Source organism: Staphylococcus cornubiensis, from assembly GCF_900183575.1.
Taxonomy (GTDB): Bacteria; Bacillota; Bacilli; order Staphylococcales; family Staphylococcaceae; genus Staphylococcus; species Staphylococcus cornubiensis.
Genome location: NZ_FXUZ01000001.1, coordinates 612,498 through 628,445, shown reverse-complemented (window position 1 = coordinate 628,445; position 15,948 = coordinate 612,498). Strand labels below are relative to the sequence as shown.

Sequence of the window (15,948 nt, the reverse complement as noted above, 5' to 3'; positions counted from 1 at the left end):
ACCGTCAGCAAAATCATATTTGCGATTATTACTATAAATTAAAAAAGCCACCTTACAATAAACATCATAAAGTGGCCATGATTGCTTGTGTGAACAAGCTCATTAAAGTTATTCATTACTTAAACGCAACAAACTCAAGATATGACTATGAACGTGCGACAAGCCATTTAAAGACTAACTCAACAAAGCCTTCAAACTAGGATAACCGCATCCATTAGCTAAGCACTAAACACATCTTGAATTGTGCATACAGGAGAATTATGCATTAGTCATACTCATAATGACTAAACAACTCATCATTTTCCTACATATTTAGTATAACACCTAGAAAAAATTTTTAAAATTAGCTAGGTGTAGTTCAGTGATGCCAAAATACTTAAAAAAACACTTGCAAAACAGTAAGAAAGGGAAGCCTAGATGGCAATCAAAGCAAAAAATCATTGAGGGCAAGTTAAGCAAAATCCCCTGTCAATAGCCTTCAAAATTTTTGTATCCCATCCCCAAATGTGCACAGCATGACAGAAATTTTAATTGGTAAAGTATTTTCTCTTTACAAAATCATGAGTTCCTGTTATTATAATTTCTTGTAGATAACAAAACTTATGAAATTAAAGGAGAGAATTATAAATGGCAGTTAAAATTCGTTTAACACGTTTAGGTTCAAAAAGAAACCCATTCTATCGTATTGTAGTAGCAGACGCACGTTCACCACGTGACGGTCGTATCATCGAACAAATCGGTACTTACAACCCAGCAGCGGTGAATGCACCGGAAGTTAAAATCGATGCAGAATTAGCACTTAAATGGTTAAAAGACGGTGCGAAACCAACAGATACAGTTCACAACCTTTTATCACGTGAAGGTATTTTAAAAACTTTTGACGAACAGAAAAAAGCAAAATAATGTAAGCATATCAACGGGGAAGGGAGAGACACCTTTCCTATTTGATTTTAAGCGATAAAGTATGTTTACAATGTGGTGATTCAAGCCTAATAGCGAATAGCATGGTCGATAAGAGGAACACTCGCCATGTGATAAGTGACTGACTTTTAAACAGTATTTTTCAAGTTTTAAAAATCGAGTCAACTTTGCGGCGTTCAAGTTGATATCTCATTTGAACCTCTATATTCATGGCATCACCAATGACGAGGTGAGACGAGAAGTGACTTGATGAGAGACGCTTCAATGTCTCATCTTTTTTTGTATAAATTGCGATAATAGGAGGCTCACGACATGAAAGTAGAAGTGGGTAAAATTGTGAACACACACGGTATTAAAGGTGAAGTCAAAGTTCAATCTCATTCGGATTTTACAGATATTCGCTTTCAACCTGGTGAAGTGTTACAAGCTGAATATCAAAATCAAACGCTTTCGTTAACTGTGAAGTCACACCGTATGCATAAAGGCTTACATATGTTGACGTTTGAAGGCTATACGAATATTAATGACATCGAATATTTGAAAGGGACACATCTCTATCAAGAACGTGATCATGAAGCGATTGAATTAGATGAACATGAATTTTACTATTCAGACATTATCGGTTGCACGGTATTTGACGGCGATCGTCCAATTGGTCGCGTCACTGAAATTTTTGAAACAGGTGCGAATGATGTCTGGGTTGTTAAAGGCGATAAAGAACATCTCATTCCATATATTGCAGATGTTGTGAAAGAAGTGGACATTGAAGGCCGTCGTATCGTTATTACGCCATTAGAAGGGTTGTTAAACGAATGAAAATCGACTATTTAACGCTCTTTCCAGAAATGTTTGAAGGCGTGCTCAATCAGTCTATTTTAAAGCGTGCAAGAGAAAACGATGTGTTAGAGACACGGACGATTAATTTTCGCGATTATGCCAACAATAAACACAATCAAGTTGATGATTATCCGTACGGTGGCGGTCAAGGGATGGTACTGAAGCCTGAACCGATTTTTAATGCGATGGCGGATTTGGAAGTTTCAGAAACGACACGTGTAATTTTAATGACGCCACAAGGGCAGCCGTTCAATCAAAAGTTGGCGGAATCTCTTGCTGAAGCGGAACATCTCGTCTTTATTTGTGGCCATTATGAAGGCTATGATGAACGTATTCGCGAACATTTAGTCACTGATGAAATTTCTGTCGGGGATTATGTACTGACAGGGGGCGAGTTGCCTGCGATGGTCATGACAGATGCGATTGTGCGCCTCATTCCAGGTGTATTAGGCAATCAAGTGTCGCATGAAGATGATTCATTTTCTAGTGGCTTATTAGAATATCCACAATACACGCGTCCAAGTGATTATAAAGGGATGACGGTACCTGATGTGCTGTTGTCTGGTGATCATGCGAAAATTGCACAATGGCGTCATGAGCAGTCATTGACAAGAACTTTTATGAAGCGCCCGGATTTATTAGAACATTATTCACTGACAGATCAAGATCAGAAATTCATTCAATCGTTAAAAAGAACATTGAAATAAGACTGAATTTGTGCTAGTATAATCTGAGTGTGGAGACACGAAAATCACTATGATCCGCTGCTATATTTTGTCGAGGCAAGAACATAGGTTGAAGGAGAGAATAAATAATGACAAATCACAAATTAATTGAAGCAGTAACAAAATCACAATTACGTGACGATATCCCATCATTCCGTCCAGGTGACACTTTACGTGTACACGTACGTATTATCGAGGGTAGCCGTGAGCGTATCCAAGTATTCGAAGGTGTTGTGATCAAACGTCGCGGTGGCGGTGTTTCTGAAACTTTCACTGTTCGTAAAATCTCATCAGGTGTAGGTGTTGAACGTACGTTCCCATTACACACACCAAAAATCGAGAAAATCGAAGTGAAACGTCGTGGTAAAGTACGTCGTGCGAAACTTTACTATTTACGTAGCCTTCGTGGTAAAGCTGCACGTATCCAAGAAATTCGTTAATTTGAGGATACCAAATACACTTATTAAACAGGGTTGGACATATCAATGTCTCAACCCTGTTTTATTTTGAGTTAGGAGTCCAAATTTCACCATCTCGACATAGCGTCTCTTTTTTGACATGTCATTGAGTCAAAAGGGAAGTATGCACATGCCTCATTATTAATTATAATTCAAACACCCTCTTATTGACTTTCTTTATGACTTTCAACAAGTCCCATGTATGATAATTCGATAAACCTTCTATATTTCGCGATAAATTGTTCGTCAAACAAAAGGCCACTATTTCTTTTAATATCCATAGCAGTGTCATAGATGTTTTCTATAATTTCGGTTGGTCGATGGTTTTCCTTTGCATAATCTTTCGTGAGGAAAAGATAAGCGTTATATAAATCTGCAATCGTTTTGAAATAGCCGTGTTTTGCGATGGATTTACAGGTAAACTCTGGCATATGAACGAGGTTAAAATAATAATCATAAGGCGTCATTTCATCTTCTGACATAGGTCGATGGTCGAGGTGCATGCGATCTCTTAAATCTTCGCCGTATTCACGAATCTGTTGGTGTTCGGATCCTTCCATTTGCGATTCTAAATGTTTCATATTCGAAAATAAAACACTCACTTTGCCGGCACTACTTTCATAATCAACACCACTGACCCGCGTCAACATTTTTGAAATATCTTTCCTAAAAATAACGATGATGATTAAAATGAGCCAAGGAAAATTAAAATGTTCGTACAAGGATGTAAAAAAATGGGCGACACCACTTAAACTTTGAAGCAAAAAATCTAGAAAAACATTTTCAGTGTGGTTCAAAAAATCACCGCCTTTACGAATTTTTGATATAACGTCATTTTAACCTTTTGAAATATAAAATTCCACATTGATTCGATAAAAAAATTATCCGTTTTGTGAAATGAGAGAATTCTAAAACATTCAAGAAAAAGCGATTTCTCGCCTAAGTAAGTAATGGCCGGACCTACTACATATCCAAGCGCCATCCATACTGAGTAGGCGAAAAATCGCTCATGTTTTAATACTGTAATTAATTTGCTTTTGTTTGACGACGTAGCCACCAACGATAAACCACTGTCCCTATAAGTCCGAACACGGTTAATATTGTGAGTAACCGCCAATAAGGAAGTTCATATGTGAGGGTCACTTCACTGTCGCCTTTTTCGACTGGTACGACAGTCATTAACCCGTTTCCTTGTAATACAGGACGTGTTTCTCCATTGACTTCAGCATTCAACCCTTTTCTGTAAGGCGTCGGTAACACGAGATATTGATCTTTTGCTGATTTAAAATGTGCAGTCAAATGGTGATGGTCTGTTTCAACCTTAACTGGTGCCACTTCTGAAGCTGCACGTTTTAATGTACTGTAGTCTTCACCATAAATGCCTTTAAGTTGAAAGCGGTAATCGCCTTGTTTTAACTTCAGTTTTACTGTATCACGAACGGGAACACGTACTGTAATCGGTGTGACGTAACGACGATAGGCATAGTCAAGTTTCGTACGTCTTTGATAAAAGTCATCTAGCTTTAAATAGTGCGGTTGATTCGGTGACAACAATTCAATATCCATTTCAACGTAATAATCGTGATAACGTTGCTGTACATCTTTAGGCAATTGAATATCCACACCGCCATCTTGTTGGCGCACTTTTAACATTTTTCCTTTCATCGATGCATCTCGTGGCGTCACTTTAGCTTTTGATAACAAGTTCGGATTTGCATGAAACGTTTGATTGGCTTTTTGGTTATCGAGCACTACACCTTGCAACATCGCTTGTTCGCGATCTAACGGTGATTTTAAGTCTTTCGCATCATAAACACGAGGGGTTAAATGTGCACTCGGATAATCAATTGTTTGATGTGAATGTGTCCAATTTTGATGTAGATCTTGAATCGTTTCGACTTTTTTCATTCCATATGGTAAAGCATGATCCGGTGCTTTTTTAATGCGATCTGTAACGCCCCATAATGCATATAAATTTTCACGATCACCTAATAAACGATATGTACTATTGCTATCGTATTCCATATTGATTTGCATTTGACGGTCATAATAATCATAAATATCGCCGTCGAAAATACTCGAATACAGTGCGACACCATTAAAGTGATAAATCATACTAGAATTCACAGCGTAAGTGCTCATATAATCGATGCGCTGTAACGGTGATTGATGTTTCTTTATCGTATCAATCTGTTGTTGTAAAGCGGCACTATGATATTTCGATGCTTTCATATCTTGCATGGTAGATTGATATGGCGCGATATTGTTGTGATGATAATTAATCAATAAGACAAATTGTTGTAGGACAAAGAGTATTAAAATCACTCCGCGCATCCTACTTGTTAGTGGTCGACGTTTGTAAATGTGATAGGCAATCAATACTAAAATGACGACACTGACAAGCATCCACCACATTGCCCCGCGTGAAAAGAATAATGTCGCAATCCCAAGAATCCCAACAGGTATGAGCGACTGTAAAAATCCTTTAACAGTGAGTTCGGTAAAATGTTTAATCCATAGCGTGATTAATGCACTCGTCGTTAATGCGAGGATGTATACCCAACGACGCTGTGGAAAAGAAAAGCCATTAAATGCACTGTCAAAATAAGGCGAAAACGAACCGATAATGAGCAACCAAGTTAAAATTGCCACCATTTTGTAATGATAATGACGATACAGTTGGAAAGAACAGAGCGCGACAACTGCAATAAAAGTGACTGTAATGTAAAAACCATTTGTAAAGATATGGTACTTTTGTGAAAAATCGATAATCGGCGAAATGAACACATCATTCGTTTGACGATCGTTATTCAAAAATGACCGCACACCAGTGAAAAAGCCGAATGATGCTATACATAAACTACATAGCACGGCTGGAATGAGTAAATACAATTTTTGCCAACGTTTGACTTGATCATCAGGGTGTTGCCAAATCATCCGATAAACTAAATACACAGTTAAAATAATGGCTTCATAATAACTAAAATAAAAGTTAGAAAAAAGCGTTAATGCAATCGCAACTATAAATAATCCGATACGACGACTTCTAAAAAATCGTTCAATGCCCCAAATAGAAAGAGGCAAGTAAATTAAAATATCGCCGAAAAAGGACCAAGTAAAATTGAAATAATAGACTACAGATGATGTTGCATAAAGGAATGCGCCTAAGTGACTATAAAAACGTTCGAGTTTAAAATTACGAAACATGCCATATGCGGCAAGAAAGGTAAAAATGCAACGCAAATAAGCAGTAAAAATTTGATTACTTGGCCAAAATTCAATGTCACTCGGATTGAAATGTAAGAGCCATTGCCCGATGCCGACAAAGATGAAGTTCAAATACATCATCGGTGAGGTCGTGTAATAATAGGCGAGGTCTGTAAAATAATCGCCACCGAGCCCAAAACCACTGTCATAAAATGAGTGGAATTGAGAAAAATGTTCATATAAAAAGAGTTGAAAAGGCATCATCTGTTTAAAACCATCGCCGTTTCCGCTATAAATGATGCCGTCTTGAATGAAACGGAAAACGACAGGTAAATAAACGACACATCCGACGAGACACGCCACGATGAAGACGGTTAAAAAGCGAGATAAAGTACTTTTTTGTTTATGTTTTTTCAATGTTTTTCACTCTTTCTCAATGATTTATGTTGATACCAACGACTGTAAATGATGCTTATGACAATACTGATGATGGATAGGAAGACCATCGTAATGAAATAAGGCGGACGATAGTGAATTTCGATCTGTTTCGCATGAGATCCAATTGGAATACCAATCATCATGCCATTGACCTTTTGAGCTGTTACGCGCTGTCCGTCAACGCTCGCTTCCATCCCGTTACGATAAGGGATGTTAATGACTGCCATCCCTCCTGAATGCTGGGCTAAATTGACCTGAAGCGTACCATGATGTTCTTGATAATGATGCTCCCCTTTGTTGTTATATGCCCGTTTTAAAGTGTTGTAATCTTCACCGTACAAACTTTGTATTTTAAATTGATAAGACCCAGTAGGTGAAATACGAAGATGAATTTGCCCGTTTTTGTCAGGTTGTACCCGATAGAGTAATGTATATTGTCCAGTGCGATATTTGGAAGCATTGAACAAACGATGATTTTTATAGCCATTGACATCAAGTGTGCTATTACTATCGGGCACACCACGTTTAAAATAGACGGTAACATAAAAATCTTCATATTGTTTGCGCAACTTTTCGGGTACTTGGATGGTCACACCGCCATGAGGTTGAATGACCTTGAGCTCACCGGAACCTTCACTTTGAGCATTGTGTTTCGTCATTCGGACTTCATCAACAAGGTTTTGTGCTTTTTCAGGATAGTTTTCTCCTTGGTGGTCGATAATGACCCCATCCAACATCGCATGTTCTCGATCAATCGGCGTCTTTAAATCTTCTTCACGATAATAATGATTTGTGACACGTACAGCTGGTAAAGGGTACTGATTTTCATACATGTTGTACTGCCCATTATGATCAACTTTTTCAAAATGGGTTGGGAGTTGATGTTGGTAATTTTTCTCCATTTGATAGCGCACAGACAACAGACTCGCAATGTTTGATCGACCACCTGTTGATTGATAGCGACTGACAGATTCTTCTTTTAAATTAATCATCAAATAACGATAGTAAAATTCGATGAGCTGTTGATCGAAAATACTCGAATACAAACTGAGTCCTTTAAAATGTTGATACATCGGGGTATTATCCTGCTCATTAACACGCCAATCTATACGTTCGTCTTCAAGTTTATCTTTTTTCATTTGATTGACTAACGATTGCTGTAAAGGTGTATTGTACAAACTCGCATTCGCATAAAATGTATTTGCACGCGTCTCATGATCTCTATGGAAAATTTGATTTTTAATAAAGACTGAAGAAATCGCAAATTGCAAGATAATGAGTGCTAATGCAAAGCTGATAGTAGTTTGAAAACGAAATGTGGTACGGTGACGATGGATGGTCAATACAATCCAACCTACCAGAACGACAACCGGTATGAGATAGAGCCACTCCACGATACGATCATAAACGAATGCACTAATAACAACGATAGCTACAGCAGGTATTGCAGTCGCGATATATGTATGGCGTGATAATGATTTGAAATGCTGAACATAAGTTGCAATCAAACCACTTGTCACAAAAGCTAATAAATAGTGCCAACGTTTTTGAGGGGCTGAAAAACCATTGAAAATACTATCAACATAAGGAATAAATGCTACAATCATCGTAAAAATACTGAGCAGGGCGAACACTCTAAAATAAAAATGACGATACAGTTTAAATGTAAGTAACGCTTGTACCACGACAAAGGATATGACAATTAAATAGTTGTCATAGAAAATGTTCGTATTTTGATCAAAAGGCGCGATTAACGGAATGTCACCATCAAATGCAATACGTTGATTATTGAAAAAACTGCGTGCCCCATGAAAGAAAAAGAACAAACTTGAGCCTACACCTAAAACCGCTGCCACAATTAAAGGTGGGACTGTCATAACACCTCTTTTTTGGTCATTGGGATGGACATGCAACACTCTTAAAATGTAATAAATCAGCCCCATTAACACTTGATAATATGCAAAGTAAAAATTATTCGCAAAAGATAATGCCGTGATGACAATGAACAGACCTAATTTCCCTGATTTCAAAAATCGTTCGATACTTAACAATAGAAGCGGTAATAAAATGAACACATCACTAAAAAATGGCCAGTACACTGTAAATCGGAAGTAAAGTGGCGACATCGCGAATAATACAGCGAAAACAATTGATGCGACGTGGTGGAGTTTGAGCTGACGTGCATAGGCGTATGTGGCTAACATAATAACGGTACATTTAAAAATTGAAACGACCCATGCTTGTGTAAACCAATACATCATATCTTTTGGGTCAACAAGGTGTGCAAGCGATAAAGCTCGAGTGACCACTGCCGTCAAGATGAAAATGAAATTGGTCGAAAAATAATAGGATAAATCAGTAAAAAAGTCACCACCAAGTCCAAAGTCGGTGGCATAGAAAAAGGTACCTTCAGACCATTTTTCGTATAAAAACATCTGAATGGGTACCATTTGTTCCATACCGTCATTTGGTCCTGTGAATAACAGACCATCTGCGAAAAAACGATACAATATGTAAGCATGTCCAATGAGTGACATGCATAAAAATAAAGCAATAAAGCTCAAGGTTTGAATGAAACGTCTCATAATGCGAACCTCACTTTTAACTTATCGATCTTTAAGGATGAATTTAGATAAAATATAAGTAATGGGTATCGTAATGATGAGTCCTACAAATGGTGCAAAAGTTGCGTTAAAATGCATGAAGTCTACAAATATATAGATGAGTAAAGTTTGTGTCCCCATATTGATTACTTGTGTGAATGGAAACGCTAAAAATTTCTTCAAAGTCGGTCGTACTTTATATACAAAATAACAATTTAAATAAAAAGAGACGACGAACGAAAATATAAATCCTATAGTATGACTAATCAGGTAATGAACATCAAATAAACGTAATAATATTAAGTAGACGATGTAATAATTGAGTGTATTGACGCCACCTACTATAATAAAACGTAAAATTTCAAAAAAACGGGCTGAGTTCACCATTCAATATACCTACCTTTGTTCAACGATATGTGATTGTGAATAGCTATTGACGATAAAGTTGATTATACTTAAAGTGGTGTATATCAAATTATGTTATACAATACATGATGCGGATGGCTTTATTTCGTCATTCAATTTCATACGTATTTATCTTTAAAACTAACAATTAATATAACATATATCATTTAAAAAAACGATTTGTAAGAATAATTAAGAGGAGTTAAAACTATGGTGATTCAATGGTATCCAGGTCATATGGCCAAAGCAAAACGAGAAGTGACGGAACAACTGAAGAAGGTAGATGTGGTCTTTGAATTGGTAGACGCACGCATTCCTTTTAGTTCAAGAAACCCGATGATTGATGAGGTGATTCAACAAAAACCTCGCGTTGTCATCTTTAATAAGAAGGATATGGCCAATTTAAAAGAAATGGAAAAATGGTATGCATTCTTTAGAGAAAAAGGGGCTTATCCTGTAGCCGTTGATGCAAAACATGGTAAAGGCTTAAAGCAAGTGGAAGCAGCTGCAATTGAAGCGACACGTGAAAAGTTTGAGCGTGAAAAGGCAAAAGGTTTAAAGCCAAGAGCGATTCGTGCAATGATTGTCGGCATTCCGAATGTAGGTAAATCAACTTTAATCAACAAACTCGCGAACCGTTCCATTGCACAAACTGGTAACAAACCGGGTGTGACGAAGCAACAGCAATGGATTAAAGTCGGTAAATCATTACAGTTATTGGATACACCAGGGATATTATGGCCGAAGTTTGAAGACCAACTGATTGGTAAAAAGTTGAGCTTAACAGGTGCAATTAAAGATAGCATTGTGCATTTAGATGAAGTGGCGATTTATGGATTAGAGTTTCTTATTGAACATGACTATGAAGCGTTGTTAGCACATTTTAAAATTGACGTGCCGCGTGATGCAGAAATGTTGGATTGGTTTGACGCGATAGGCCGTAAACGTGGTATGTTACAACGTGGCAATGAAGTGGATTATGAAGCGGTCATTGAAGCACTCATCTATGATATTAGAAATGCGAAAATCGGAACATATTGCTTTGACTTATATTCCGAATGGCAGGCCGAGTCCGATGAGTAAAAGTAAAACCATTAAAACGATTAAAGCGGAGTTACAATTCGTGACAACGTTGGAAGATTTAGCCCAGCATCCTGATTTTCAAGACGAACGTAAAGGTGTGCAACAAGCTTTCCAACAACGACGACGTCAACTTGAGAAAAGCCAATTACAGTATCAAAAATATGTTGAAATGTGTCAATATGAGACAGACATTTTAAATGTGCAACCAGATGCGTTGATTTGTGGTGTAGATGAGGTCGGACGTGGACCACTTGCAGGACCAGTTGTCGCAAGTGCAGTGGTGTTACAACCTGGACATGATTTTGTAGGGATTAATGATTCAAAACAACTGTCCGCAGCAAAGCGAACTTTGTTAAATACGTCGTTAAAAGCTCAAGTCCGTGCATGGGCAATCGGCATCGCCACACCCGAAGAAATCGATCAACATAATATTTATGTAGCGACACAAATTGCAATGTACCGTGCCATTCAAAACTTGTCCGTTACACCGACGCACTTTTTAATTGATGCGATGAAACTGGATCAACTGACTGAGCCACAACAAGCAATCATTAAAGGGGATGCGAAAAGTGTTTCCATCGCTGCAGCCAGTATTATTGCTAAAGTGTATCGAGATGACCTTATGGCAGAATATGCACAACAATATCCTGGATATGATTTTGCGCAAAATGCTGGATATGGCACGCAAAAACATTTAGAAGGTTTGAAACAATACGGGGTCACACCTATTCATAGAAAGTCATTTGAGCCTATTAAATCAATGGTTTCGACAATTTAATTAAAGTGAGTATGCATTTAAAAAGTTTTCAAAAAGTTGAAATTGTGTTTTACTAGTAGTAATTTCTATAAAGAAAGGAACATGAAAATCATGGATGAAACTTTACAAAAATTATATAAGGTATTAGTACACTTTGAAGAAAAAGAAGTGGAAATTACAGAAGATGAAGAGAAACTTAAGAAAATTAAGCAAGAAATTGAAGAAAATCTAAATATTTCAATTGAAGAAGAACAACAAGCAGATTTGATTCGTTTGTTGAAAGAGCATCAATTTGTTGTGGAGTCAACTGAGGATGAGCAGAAGATTGTGCAAGTGCCAATGGATGATGATACGCAGATTTCGTTTCAAGTGAATGAAGAGAATTAGTTTGATGTGTGTATGGTTGCGCTAGGATGAGGCGGGAGTGATTCCGTTTTGTCCTAGTTTTTTGTTTGTGGGACATGTTTTGTTTTGGGATACATTTTGCTTTAAGGCACATGATGAGACATTCACAGGTTGGATTGAGTGCGTTTTGTTAGATTACTTAAATCGCGCTACGCTTTCCTATGGGCTGGCCCTTCAACTCAATTCGGCTTGATTGAAATAGACAGTTGTTTGAAGCCAAATTGGATTTTCGGGAGCAGTACAGAAATCTTATAAGCAACAAAGATTTCGTAGTACTATCCCCGCAAGGCTGACTAGATTTCTCAAAAGCGAAAGCATTGAGAAGTCAGACAGCTACTGCGTTAAACAATAGCCACTATTAAAGTTAGAAGATGTCATTTTGATTTCAACTTCATCCCTCAGGAGTCTTGCGCGATTTTTGCAATCTGAGTGTGGTCGTTAAACCGAGATGAGGGGGAGTCCGAGATGTGTTAAAACAAAACCTTCTTCACAACATTCTTCTTTATATAGAGGAGAGGGAGAGGTGCATGATGATGTGATTCTTTCTTCAAATTGAGGTGAGGGGAATCCGAGATGTGTTAACACAAAATCTTTCCCACAACACTTTTTTCTTATTAGAGAAGAGAGGTCCATGGTAGTGTGCGATTTGTAATCAATGAGATGTAAAAAATAATTTTTGTAATTTGATAATAGCTGAAACAATGTATTGCATGTGTTGTAAGGGTGTTGTGCTGTATAAATCCTCATTCGTCTAGAGGGAATCTGTTTACAATAGCGCTTACATTTCCTATAATTGTACTTGAACTTAACCTTAAGAAACAGGAGGATGGAGTATGAATATCCATGAGTATCAAGGAAAAGAAATTTTTCGCTCAATGGGCGTAGCAGTACCAGAAGGGCGTGTGGCTTTTTCTGCTGAAGAAGCTGTTGAGAAAGCAAAAGAGTTAGACACAGATGTATATGTCGTCAAAGCGCAAATCCATGCGGGGGGACGTGGTAAAGCGGGTGGTGTTAAAATCGCTAAGTCTTTATCAGAAGTTGAAACGTATGCAAATGAGTTGCTTGGAAAAGTTCTCGTAACACACCAAACAGGTCCTGAAGGTAAAGAAGTGAAGCGTCTTTACATTGAAGAAGGTGCCAACATCCAAAAAGAATATTATGTTGGATTTGTCATTGACCGTGCGACAGACCGTGTCACTTTAATGGCTTCTGAAGAGGGTGGAACTGAAATTGAGGAAGTTGCAGCGAAAAACCCTGAAAAAATCTTCAAAGAAACAATCGACCCAGTTGTCGGTTTAGCGCCATACCAAGCACGTCGTATCGCATTTAACATCAATATTCCTAAAGAATCAATTAACAAAGCGGTTAAATTCTTAATTGCTTTATATAATGTATTCATTGAAAAAGATTGTTCAATCGTTGAAATCAACCCACTTGTGTTAACAGGTGAAGGTGATGTTTTAGCACTTGACTCTAAAATCAACTTTGATGACAACGCGTTATTCCGTCATAAAGATATCGTTGAGTTACGTGATTTAGAAGAAGAAGATCCAAAAGAAATCGAAGCTTCTAAATACGATTTATCATACATCGCATTAGACGGTAATATCGGTTGTATGGTAAACGGTGCCGGTTTAGCAATGGCAACAATGGATACAATCAATCACTTTAATGGTAACCCAGCCAACTTCCTTGACGTAGGTGGCGGTGCAACTAAAGAAAAAGTTACTGAAGCGTTCAAAATCATTTTAGGCGATGAAAACGTTAAAGGTATTTTCGTTAATATCTTTGGTGGTATCATGCGTTGTGATATTATCGCTGAAGGTATCGTAGCGGCAGTAAAAGAAGTGGAATTAACTTTACCATTAGTTGTACGTCTTGAAGGTACAAATGTTAAAGAAGGTAAACAAATCTTAAAAGACTCAGGTTTAGCAATTGAACCAGCAAATACAATGGCTGAAGGTGCACAAAAAATTGTTAAACTTGTAAACGAAGCGTAAGGAAAGGATGGGACAACTACAATGAGTGTATTTGTAGATAAAAATTCAAAAGTAATCGTACAAGGTATTACAGGGTCAACTGCCCTTTTCCATACTAAACAAATGTTAGAATATGGTACGCAAATTGTTGCAGGGGTAACACCAGGTAAAGGTGGACAAGTGGTTGAAGGCGTACCTGTTTTCAATACAGTTGAAGAAGCGAAAAAAGAAACTGGCGGTAACGTTTCTGTGATTTACGTGCCAGCTCCGTTTGCGGCAGATGCAATTTTAGAATGTATCGACGCAGAATTAGATTTAGCGATTTGTATTACTGAACATATTCCTGTTATCGATATGATTAAGGTTAAACGTTATCTTGAAGGTAAAAAGACACGCTTAATTGGACCAAACTGCCCAGGTGTCATCACTTCAGATGAAACGAAAATTGGTATTATGCCAGGATACATCCACAAAAAAGGCCATGTCGGCGTTGTTTCACGCTCTGGTACTTTAACATATGAAGCGGTACATCAATTAACTGAAGAAGGTATCGGTCAATCTACAGCTGTAGGTATCGGTGGGGACCCAGTTAACGGAACTAACTTTATCGACGTGTTAGAAGCATTTAACAATGACGATGACACGAAAGCAGTTGTGATGATCGGTGAAATTGGTGGTACAGCAGAAGAAGAAGCTGCAGAATGGATTAAAGCAAATATGAAAAAACCTGTTGTTGGTTTCATTGGTGGTCAAACAGCGCCTCCAGGAAAACGTATGGGTCACGCGGGTGCGATTATTTCAGGTGGTAAAGGAACGGCTGCAGAAAAAATCAAAACATTAAATGAATGTGGCGTTAAAACAGCAGCAACACCTTCTGAAATTGGTTCGACTTTAATCGAAGCGGCCAAAGAAGCAGGCATTTACGAATCATTACTTACAGTGAAATAATAGAATGTAAGTACATTCATAAGCGATGTGTAGGTATAATTCTGCACATCGCTATTTGAAGCTATACAAGTATGGACTGGTAGAGCAATGAGGTGCTATCAGTCCGTGTTTGGATAGCTTGGTTTTGGTTTCATTGATTCTCTTTTTTATGAATCTGTATCAATCTATATGCATATGATTTTTCATCCACTTTATGTTTTTATTCTACTTTTTAACAATTCTTCTTTTATCCATTTACTACGCTTATTCTACATCAAGAGGTGAACATGAATTTATGAAACAATTTCTACTATTATTATTGTATGCAGGATTTTCAACACAACATATCCACCACATTTATCCAAAACTTTTGCAATCTACAGGAGCGATTCCCCAAATGATTCAATCTCTCAAAAAGATACTTTCACACATGCCACAATCTCATTTCCAACAAAAGTTAGAACGACTTGAAACATTAAATATCCACACTATTGAAGCGTCATTGCAAGAATATCAAATCACGGCTGTTGCGATTAATGATCCGCTTTATCCCTCGTTATTAAAAGAAATTTACGATCCGCCATTGATTTTATTTTGTAGAGGTCGGCTTGAATTACTCCAAGGTTCAACGCATAGTCTTGGTATTGTTGGAGCGAGACAACATACACCATATACCCTACAAGCGCTGCATATCCTTTTTAATGAATTTCAGCATTTTCCACTTACGATTGTTTCTGGATTAGCACATGGCACAGACGCACTCGCACATCATTATGCAATCCAACAGCACATGTCCACGATTGGTGTGCTCGGTTTTGGCCATTTTCAACATTATCCGAAAGAGACTCGCCAATTACGCCAAACAATGGAACAATACCATTTAACAATAAGCGAGTATCCCCCGCACACGCCTATCGCAAAATTTAGATTTCCTGAACGTAATCGTATTATTAGTGGATTGTCGAAAGGGATATTGATTACTGAAGCGAAAGAAAGAAGTGGTGCCCTCATTACGTTGGATCAGGCATTAGAACAAAATCGCAATGTCTATGTATTGCCGGGGGACATGTTCAATATGCACACAAAAGGTAATATGTTGCGCGTAAAAGAAGGCGCAGAAATTGTTTTATGTGCACAAGATATTTTGAAAGATTATGATGATTTAAATGTTAACGCTTTGTGAAATAAATACAAAAGATTGAC

The 15,948-nt window shown here is 37.6% G+C and carries 14 protein-coding genes and 1 pseudogene; 11 read left to right on the top strand and 4 right to left on the bottom strand.

What is annotated here, in order from left to right; all coding sequences use genetic code 11:
- From CCE82_RS13235 to rplS, 5 genes and pseudogenes are all read left to right on the top strand, one after another.
- Positions 1-200: pseudogene (locus CCE82_RS13235) on the top strand (hypothetical protein); the annotation flags it as partial.
- A gap of 427 nt (positions 201-627) precedes the next feature.
- The gene (gene rpsP / locus CCE82_RS03070; protein ID WP_014614106.1) at positions 628-903 is read left to right on the top strand and encodes a 30S ribosomal protein S16; all 276 of its coding nucleotides are present in this window, start codon (positions 628-630) and stop codon (positions 901-903) included.
- A gap of 330 nt (positions 904-1,233) precedes the next feature.
- Positions 1,234-1,737, top strand: coding sequence for a ribosome maturation factor RimM (rimM, locus tag CCE82_RS03065; protein ID WP_086427955.1), 504 nt, complete (start codon positions 1,234-1,236; stop codon positions 1,735-1,737).
- The gene (gene trmD / locus CCE82_RS03060; protein WP_086427954.1) at positions 1,734-2,465 is read left to right on the top strand and encodes a tRNA (guanosine(37)-N1)-methyltransferase TrmD; all 732 of its coding nucleotides are present in this window, start codon (positions 1,734-1,736) and stop codon (positions 2,463-2,465) included. The genes rimM and trmD overlap by 4 nt, the downstream gene beginning before the upstream one ends.
- Before the next feature lie 107 nt (positions 2,466-2,572).
- Complete coding sequence (gene rplS / locus CCE82_RS03055; RefSeq protein ID WP_086427953.1) at positions 2,573-2,923, top strand: 50S ribosomal protein L19; 351 nt, start codon at positions 2,573-2,575, stop codon at positions 2,921-2,923.
- Between the two features lie 182 nt (positions 2,924-3,105).
- On the opposite strand, the gene CCE82_RS03050 is transcribed toward rplS, so the two are convergent.
- The 4 genes from CCE82_RS03050 to CCE82_RS03030 all read right to left on the bottom strand — a co-directional run bounded on the left by CCE82_RS03050 (position 3,106) and on the right by CCE82_RS03030 (position 9,576).
- The gene (locus CCE82_RS03050; RefSeq protein ID WP_240507149.1) at positions 3,106-3,591 is read right to left on the bottom strand and encodes a hypothetical protein; all 486 of its coding nucleotides are present in this window, start codon (positions 3,589-3,591) and stop codon (positions 3,106-3,108) included.
- 376 nt (positions 3,592-3,967) lie between these two features.
- Positions 3,968-6,565 (bottom strand): YfhO family protein, encoded by a 2,598-nt coding sequence (locus CCE82_RS03040; protein WP_086427950.1) that lies wholly within the window; start codon positions 6,563-6,565, stop codon positions 3,968-3,970.
- Complete coding sequence (locus CCE82_RS03035; RefSeq protein WP_086427949.1) at positions 6,562-9,171, bottom strand: YfhO family protein; 2,610 nt, start codon at positions 9,169-9,171, stop codon at positions 6,562-6,564. Before CCE82_RS03035 ends, CCE82_RS03040 begins: the two co-directional genes overlap by 4 nt.
- Before the next feature lie 21 nt (positions 9,172-9,192).
- Complete coding sequence (locus CCE82_RS03030) at positions 9,193-9,576, bottom strand: GtrA family protein (protein ID WP_086427948.1); 384 nt, start codon at positions 9,574-9,576, stop codon at positions 9,193-9,195.
- A gap of 228 nt (positions 9,577-9,804) precedes the next feature.
- On the opposite strand from CCE82_RS03030, the gene ylqF reads away from it, so the two are divergent.
- The 6 genes from ylqF (at position 9,805) to dprA (ending at position 15,928) form a co-directional block, all read left to right on the top strand.
- Positions 9,805-10,677: a ribosome biogenesis GTPase YlqF gene (ylqF, locus tag CCE82_RS03025; RefSeq protein WP_086427947.1), complete on the top strand. Its 873-nt coding sequence runs from the start codon at positions 9,805-9,807 to the stop codon at positions 10,675-10,677.
- Positions 10,670-11,455 carry a ribonuclease HII gene (locus CCE82_RS03020; protein WP_086427946.1) on the top strand — a complete coding sequence of 262 codons (786 nt, stop codon included), beginning with the start codon at positions 10,670-10,672 and terminating at the stop codon, positions 11,453-11,455. Before ylqF ends, CCE82_RS03020 begins: the two co-directional genes overlap by 8 nt.
- A 90-nt stretch (positions 11,456-11,545) precedes the next feature.
- Positions 11,546-11,821 (top strand): hypothetical protein, encoded by a 276-nt coding sequence (locus CCE82_RS03015; protein WP_086427945.1) that lies wholly within the window; start codon positions 11,546-11,548, stop codon positions 11,819-11,821.
- A gap of 851 nt (positions 11,822-12,672) precedes the next feature.
- Positions 12,673-13,839 carry an ADP-forming succinate--CoA ligase subunit beta gene (gene sucC / locus CCE82_RS03010; protein WP_019167871.1) on the top strand — a complete coding sequence of 389 codons (1,167 nt, stop codon included), beginning with the start codon at positions 12,673-12,675 and terminating at the stop codon, positions 13,837-13,839.
- A gap of 21 nt (positions 13,840-13,860) precedes the next feature.
- The gene (gene sucD, locus CCE82_RS03005) at positions 13,861-14,766 is read left to right on the top strand and encodes a succinate--CoA ligase subunit alpha (protein WP_086427944.1); all 906 of its coding nucleotides are present in this window, start codon (positions 13,861-13,863) and stop codon (positions 14,764-14,766) included.
- A gap of 274 nt (positions 14,767-15,040) precedes the next feature.
- Entirely contained in the window at positions 15,041-15,928 is an 888-nt protein-coding gene (gene dprA / locus CCE82_RS03000; RefSeq protein ID WP_086427943.1) for a DNA-processing protein DprA, read from the top strand.
- The last annotated feature ends 20 nt before the right edge of the window (positions 15,929-15,948 follow it).

Coding starts and splice junctions, on each gene's coding strand:
- rpsP (WP_014614106.1), top strand. CDS start 628: ATGGCAGTTAAAATTCGTTTAACACGTTTAGGTTCAAAAAGAAACCCA.
- rimM (WP_086427955.1), top strand. CDS start 1,234: ATGAAAGTAGAAGTGGGTAAAATTGTGAACACACACGGTATTAAAGGT.
- trmD (WP_086427954.1), top strand. CDS start 1,734: ATGAAAATCGACTATTTAACGCTCTTTCCAGAAATGTTTGAAGGCGTG.
- rplS (WP_086427953.1), top strand. CDS start 2,573: ATGACAAATCACAAATTAATTGAAGCAGTAACAAAATCACAATTACGT.
- CCE82_RS03050 (WP_240507149.1), bottom strand. CDS start 3,591: ATGTTGACGCGGGTCAGTGGTGTTGATTATGAAAGTAGTGCCGGCAAA.
- CCE82_RS03035 (WP_086427949.1), bottom strand. CDS start 9,171: ATGAGACGTTTCATTCAAACCTTGAGCTTTATTGCTTTATTTTTATGC.
- CCE82_RS03030 (WP_086427948.1), bottom strand. CDS start 9,576: ATGGTGAACTCAGCCCGTTTTTTTGAAATTTTACGTTTTATTATAGTA.
- ylqF (WP_086427947.1), top strand. CDS start 9,805: ATGGTGATTCAATGGTATCCAGGTCATATGGCCAAAGCAAAACGAGAA.
- CCE82_RS03020 (WP_086427946.1), top strand. CDS start 10,670: ATGAGTAAAAGTAAAACCATTAAAACGATTAAAGCGGAGTTACAATTC.
- CCE82_RS03015 (WP_086427945.1), top strand. CDS start 11,546: ATGGATGAAACTTTACAAAAATTATATAAGGTATTAGTACACTTTGAA.
- sucC (WP_019167871.1), top strand. CDS start 12,673: ATGAATATCCATGAGTATCAAGGAAAAGAAATTTTTCGCTCAATGGGC.
- sucD (WP_086427944.1), top strand. CDS start 13,861: ATGAGTGTATTTGTAGATAAAAATTCAAAAGTAATCGTACAAGGTATT.
- dprA (WP_086427943.1), top strand. CDS start 15,041: ATGAAACAATTTCTACTATTATTATTGTATGCAGGATTTTCAACACAA.